The sequence below is a fragment of the Roseateles sp. P2_H4 genome (assembly GCF_056403315.1).
Genome location: NZ_JBFUFR010000039.1, coordinates 51214 through 58051 on the forward strand (window position 1 = coordinate 51214; position 6838 = coordinate 58051).

Here is a 6838-nt window from a genome sequence, read left to right on the forward strand (position 1 = left end):
GAGACAAAACGTGACGAAAAAGTTGATTCCGCAAGCTCGGAAGTTGACCGTTGTAGCAGCGTGCGCATTTTTGGCCGCCTGCGGGGGCGGAGGGGGTGATGGGGGTGGAGGATCGGAGGGCCGCTTCCAGGTCATCAACTTCAAGTACCCGGGCGGCAATACGTTGTTGAATGGGCCGACGACCTTGACGGCCACCGCGACTTCGGGACTGCCGGTCAGCTTCCGCAGCGGCACGGCCACCACCTGCACGGTTGCGGACAACAAGGTCACGCTGCTGGCTGCGGGGGAGTGTCTGGTCATCGCGAGCCAGCCCGGCGGGGCCGGTGCGGATGGCACCAAATGGGCAGCTGCCGACGACACGAGCCAGCTGTTCAATGTGTTGAAGCATGCGCAGGTGTTGACATTCACGCCGCCGGACTACGTCCTTAGCGCAGCCACGAAGTCGATCTCGCTCAGCGCGACCTCGGACGCAGGTCTGCCGGCCACCTTCTCCAGCGACACGCCCACCATCTGCTCCATCAGTGGCAGCACGCTCCAGTTCCTGGCCAAGGGCAGTTGCGCGGTGTCGGCAAAGCAAGCTGGCAATGAGAGCTACAAGGAGACGACGACGCAGCGCTTCATTGCCGTCGATCCGCTGGTTGTTGCTGACGGCTTCGCGCCGGGAGGCGGTCGCGGAACCATGAACAACTTGCTCACCAAGCAGGGTGGCAACGTCATGGTCAATCCCTGGGACAGCGCGCTGAACGCAGGTTGGGAGTGGTGCGATGCCAGCGGCGGCGACTGGTGCTACAGCAAGGTCTCCAGCGACGGCTCCACGCTCGATTCCGCCCTGCATATCCCGGACACGCTGTTCACCGGCGGCTGGCAATACGGCTTCAACCGCATCGACATCTTTGCGCCTGGCCTGAGCGGCTTCAATGGGTCGGGCGACACGGTGGGTGGGCTGCAGGTGACCACCGAGAAGGCGCTGGGCTTCACCATGGGCTTGAATGCCGATCTCTACTCGTCGAGCAAGCCCATCGTCGTGCACCTGGACCTGGGCAAGCGCAACAACGGCTGCAACGTCACCCTGAGCACCTTGGTGTGGGCCCCGTTGTCGGGGTTGATCAGCTACGCCGTGCCGCTGAGCAACTTCGCGGTGACCGAGGCGTGTGGCCTGTCAGGCGTGACCGTGGCGTCGCTGGACAACGACGTGCGCAAGCTGCCGAACCCTTATGACAGCAACGGCACTCCCGTCAACGACGCTGACTTCAAGGCCGCGCTGGACAAGATGGCCACCTCGCGCGCCTCGGCGGCGACGCTGCTGCAGTCCTCCAACATCGTCCGCACGCGCTTCTGGTTGATGGACGCGAACGTGGATAGGAAAACAGGCGGCATCTTCGCCTCCGACCTGACCATCAAGGGCGCCATCACCATCCAGTAACCCAGCCCGCGAGCGGCGTTGCGTGTCAGCGACCGGCCCCGTGTTGATCGGGGCGGTGACACCAGCATCGCAACGGGCTGTCCCGGCATCCGATGCCGGGGCAAGCGGTAGCGCCGAAGTCGGCCGACTGCCGCCGGACACATCGAAGGAATACGGAGACACCATGAAAAAACAGTTCCGCACCACGGCCATCCATCGCGGCATGGTCCACATGATGCTGCTGACCGTCGGCAGTGCCGCGCTGGCGCAGTCGACCACTGACAAGCCGCCAGCCAACCTGGAAACCGTCGTCATCACCGGCCAGCGCGCAGCGCTGCAAACGGCACAGAAGATCAAGCAGAACGCTGAGGAAATCGTCGACTCGGTCGTCGCGGAAGAGGCCGGCAAGCTGCCGGACAAATCCATCACGGAAGTGCTGCAGCGCGTCGTCGGTGTCGTCATCGACCGCAACAAGTCGCGTGGCGACCCGGAGCACTTTTCCGTCGAAGGCTCGGGCATCAGCGTGCGCGGCCTGAGTTGGGGTTCTTCGCTGCTGAACGGCCGCGAGTCGTTTTCGGCCGGCTGGCCGGGCCGCGAGCTGAGCTGGGGCGATGTGCCGCCCGAGCTGATGGCCGGCGTCGATGTCTACAAGAACCCCTCCAGCGAGATCATCGAAGGCGGCGTCAGCGGCACGGTGAACCTGCGCACGGCCTTGCCCTTTGACTACAAAGGAACCAAGGCCTACTTGTCGGTGGGCAACAACTACACGCAGCGCTCGGGCAAGAATTCGCCCAGCATGTCGGGGCTGTACACCACCCAGTGGAATACGGACATCGGCCGCGTCGGCCTTCTGCTGGACCTGTCCTATAACCACTCCAGCTTCCAGAACGAGAGCATCCAGCTGGATGCCTACTACCCCCGCACCGACCTGATCGCTGGCCAGGTGGCCTGGGCACCGAAATCGGCTTCCTACCGCAACAACACCGGCGACAACGAACGCGCCGGCTTCTATGGCGCGCTGCAGTGGAAGCAGGGCGGCATGGACTCGTCGCTGACCTATTTCGTGTCGGGCGCACGCGAGACGGGCAGCGAGCAGGGCTTCTACACCGGTGTGGAGAACGCATACAAGTCGACGATCAAGAATGCGACGTACGACGCCAACAACGTGCTGACGTCTGGCACCTACACCTATCTGACCGGCGCCGGCGCAAACACCTCCGTCCTCGGCGGCCTGGGCCTGCAGATCACGCGCGGCTGGAATCAGAACAAATCGCAGACACGTGAGCTGGCGTGGAACTTCAAATGGGCCATCAACGACCATTGGCTGGTGCAGAACGACCTGCAATGGGTTCATGCGAAGAACGATTCCATCGGCCGCAACCTGCAGCTCGGCACCTTCGTGCCGAGCATGAGCATCGACGTGCCGGGAAAGAGCCCGGTGCGCATCGGCTTCGACCAGACCAGCACGGATTACCTGGCCGACCCGAAAAACTATTACTGGAATCTGGTCATGCCGGGTGCGAGCAAGGCCGATGCCGACCTCTACGCCTGGAAGGCCGACGCGCGTTACCGTTTCGACGACCCCATCCTGCGTGACATCCGTGTCGGCGTGAGAGCCACCTACCGCGTCGCACGCCACTACGACGCCACCGGCAACGGCTGGACGTCCATTGCCGAACCCTGGGCGATCAAGCCGAACGTGAAGCCCGGCCAGACGCCCCCAGACGATGGCTCATGGCAGCCGCGCGCAAGCTTCGCCTACCTGAACGACCCACGCTACCAGTCCGTGCCGGTCGAAACGTTCAACTTCGGCAACTTCTATGGGGGCAAGGCGGGCCAGCTGCCGAACATCGTCATGCCGACGATCGGTGCCGTGCGCGACTACCCGAACACGTACGCGACACTGGCCAACGATTACCGCTACCAGCAATGCCTGGACGGCAAGAAGCTGTACCCGGGCGTGACGTGCAATCCCGCGGACTACAAGAACTTCCAGGAGCTGGTCTACAACGATGACCCGTCCAAGACCAGCACGCACAGCGAACAAACCGATGCGGTCTACGCCACGCTGCGCTTCGGCTTCGACGATTTGAAGTTCCCGATCGAAGGCAATGCCGGTTTGCGCGTCGTGCTGACCCGTGACGTCTCGCACGGCTACACGATTTTCGAGTCGAAATACAGCGCGACGACGCCGCCCGACCTGCCGCGCTTCGACCAACTCACCCAACCCATCGACGTGCAGAACGAGTTCGTCAAGGTGTTGCCGTCGCTCAACCTGAAGATGAACTTCACCGACAGGTTGCAGGCGCGCCTGGCGATGGCCCAGAGCATGAACCGACCCGGTTTCAACCAGCTGGGCGAGTACATCAAGCTGCAGCAGAACTACGACGTCGACAAAAAGACGGTCACCTACACCGGAAACAACACCGGCAACGTCAAGCTCAAGCCCATCACGGCCAACAGCTATGACCTGGCGCTGGAGTGGTACCCGCGTGACGGCCAGTCCATCACGGCCACGGCGTTCCATAAGGACGTCAAGGACGTCATCATGAACAGCGTCTACACCCGTGCCTACAACAGTACGGGCGGCAATCCGCAGACCTTTGCCATCACGGGTCCTGCCAACGTGGGCAAGGCCAACGTCAGCGGCCTGGAAGTCGCAGGCATGACCTACCTGGACAAGCTCCCGTTCCTGGACGGCGTGCTGCCGGAGTGGGCCAAGGGCATCGGCGTGTCGGCCAACTACACCTATATCGACGCCAAGCAGAGCCTGTACAAGCAGATCGACAACCCCTATTGCGATGCCGGGAACGCGGCGACAAATGGCGGCTTGCATCTGTTCGGCTGCGACACCAACGGCTTGCCGTTCAAGGATTTGCCGCTGCCCTACATGGCCAAGAACGCGTACAACTTCGTCCTGATGTACGACCACGGCCCGCTGTCGGCGCGCCTGGCCTACAACTGGCACAGCCGGGTCTTGCAGGCGATTGACGCCAATGGAACACGCGGCACCGACGGCACCAGCGCGGACCCGGCGCGCGTCGGTGCCCAGGATGTGGGCTGGGGCTTGCCGACCTGGCAGGAGGCATTCGGCCAGTGGGACGCCGGCATGAACTACAGGTTCAGCGACACGCTCAGCATGTCGCTCAACGTGACCAACCTGAACAACGTCATCGTCCGCCAGACGCAGCAGCAGCACATCGGGACGATGGGGCGTGCGTGGTTCTACCCTGGCCGCAGCTACTCGCTGAGCGCACGCTACGAGTTCTGAGGCGGTCCCTGACGCGGCATCACCTGCATGCCGCCCGGACGGGCTGTCCGGGCGGCATGCCCATTTGCGCGGGTCGGCGCCGTGCGTGGCCAGAGATGGAAATGATGGACGTCGGGGCAGGTCGTTCAATGCGCCCAAGAACTTGGCAGGGTCTCTATGACGCAGAAAGTTGATCGCATCGTCGTCGTGGGCGGTGGCAGCGCCGGCTGGATGGTGGCCTCGGCGCTGGTCACCGGATTGAAGGGCCGCGCCATCGTCGAGGTGGTCGAGTCCGAGGACATCGGCATCATCGGCGTCGGTGAAGCCACCTTCCCGTCCATCCGCAACTACAACCAGCTGATCGGCATCGACGAGCGCGATTTCCTGCGCGCCACCAACGGCACCTACAAGCTGGGCATCCGCTTCTGCGACTGGCTGGACGTTGGCAAGGACTACTTCCACACCTTCGGCCATTTCGGCAACCTGTTCGGTTCGCAGACGCTGTGGGCGCAGCACCGGCGCATGGGTCTGGCCGAGCCGCTGGGCGTGCAGTGCGTGCCCACGGTGATGGCGATGAAGGGCCGTTTCGTGCTGCCCAGCGAGCAGGCGCAGTTCAAGTACGCCTACCACTTCGACGCCGTCCAGTACGCCGCCTTCCTGCGCAAGCTGGCCGTGCAGCGCGGTGCCCGCCACACGCTGGGACGCATCACCGACGTGTCACGCCGCGCCGATGGCGGCGTGGCCGCCGTGCAGCTGGAGGATGGCCGGCGCATCGAGGGCGACCTGTTCGTCGACTGCTCGGGCTTTCGTTCCCTGCTGTTGGGCCAGGCGCTGGAGGAGCCCTTCGTCGACTTCAGCCACTGGCTGCCCGTCGACGGCGCCTGGGCCTGCCCCACCGAACGGGTCGGCGAGGAACTGGCGCCGTACACCCAGGCCACGGCGCTGGAAGGGGGTTGGGCGTGGCGTATCCCGCTGCAGAGCCGCACCGGTCATGGCCACGTGTTCGCGAGCCGCTTCATCGACGCCGACCGTGCGCGCGAACAACTGCTGGCGCGGCTCGACGGCAAGCCGCTTGGCGAGCCGCGGCTGCTGCGCTTCACGACCGGCCACCGCGAGCGCTTCTGGGTGCACAACGTTGTCGCCATCGGCCTGTCCTCCGGCTTCCTGGAGCCGCTGGAGTCCACCAGCATCTACCTGATCCAGGACGGCATCAGCCGCCTCATGACCCTGCTGACGGCCGGCTGGCCGGTGGACGAGAACGACCGGGCTTTGTTCAACGACGGTGCGGCACGCCGCTTCGCGCGCATCCGCGACTTCATCATCCTGCACTACTGCCTGACCCGCCGCCGCGACAGTGAGCTGTGGCGTCATGTGGCGACGATGGAGCTGCCCGAGACCCTGGCCTTCCGGATGGAGCTGTGGCGTCGCTACGGCGTGCTGCATGAATACGACGAGGAAGGCTTCGACGCCACCAGCTGGCTGGCCATCCACGCCGGCATGGAGCACTGGCCGGAGCGCAACGATCCGGTCTTCGCGGAGATCCCGCCGGAGCGGGCGTTGGCGGCGCTGAATCAGCGTCGCAAAGCCATCGAAGCCTCGGTGGCGCGCATGCCGCAGCACCATTGCACGCTGCTCGAGATGCTGGGCTGATGTCAGCCCGAACTGATCAACCTGAAAGGTGAGGCGCCATGTGGCAGGGGTCGAAATCGCCCGTAGTTTTCCCAGCGGATGGCCGTTTCGCCGTCCCGCATCCTTCCGAATCGAGGCTTCCATGATTGCGCGCGTGCTTGCGCTCCTGGCGCTTGTCCAGGCCTGCGTCTGGCCGCAGCCGAGCCAGGCCGAGAACCCCCTCGTCCAGACCAGCTTCACCGCCGATCCGGCACCGTTGGTGCACAAGGGGGTTGTCTACCTCTACACCGGGCAGGACGAGGATGAAGCCCGCGACTTCAAGATGCGCAGCTGGCGGCTCTACACGTCGACCGACATGTCGAACTGGACCGACAAGGGCGTTGTGGCGTCGCTGGCGACCTTTCCCTGGGCGGTGCAGGACAACGACGCCTGGGCTTCCCAGGTGGTCGAGCGCGATGGCAAGTTCTACCTCTATGCGTCGGTGAGCGTACCGGGCTGGCCAAAGAGCGTGATTGCCGTCGCGGTGGCCGACAAGCCCGAGGGGCCGTTCAAGGATG

Annotated in this window: 4 protein-coding genes; all 4 read left to right on the forward strand. The window is 64.3% G+C overall.

Translation table 11 applies throughout. The annotated features are described in order from the left end of the window. The first annotated feature begins 10 nt into the window (after window positions 1-10). Window positions 11-1423 carry a hypothetical protein gene (locus AC1DW3_RS24300; RefSeq protein ID WP_477935731.1) on the forward strand — a complete coding sequence of 471 codons (1413 nt, stop codon included), beginning with the start codon at window positions 11-13 and terminating at the stop codon, window positions 1421-1423. Window positions 1424-1586: 163 nt separating this feature from the next. Continuing rightward, window positions 1587-4673, forward strand: a complete 3087-nt coding sequence (locus tag AC1DW3_RS24305) for a TonB-dependent receptor (RefSeq protein ID WP_477935733.1) — start codon at window positions 1587-1589, stop codon at window positions 4671-4673. Window positions 4674-4829: 156 nt separating this feature from the next. After that, window positions 4830-6302 carry a tryptophan halogenase family protein gene (locus AC1DW3_RS24310; RefSeq protein WP_477935735.1) on the forward strand — a complete coding sequence of 491 codons (1473 nt, stop codon included), beginning with the start codon at window positions 4830-4832 and terminating at the stop codon, window positions 6300-6302. A gap of 121 nt (window positions 6303-6423) precedes the next feature. Then, window positions 6424-6838 (forward strand): family 43 glycosylhydrolase (locus tag AC1DW3_RS24315; protein WP_477935737.1); only part of this gene is annotated, 415 nt, incomplete at its 3' end.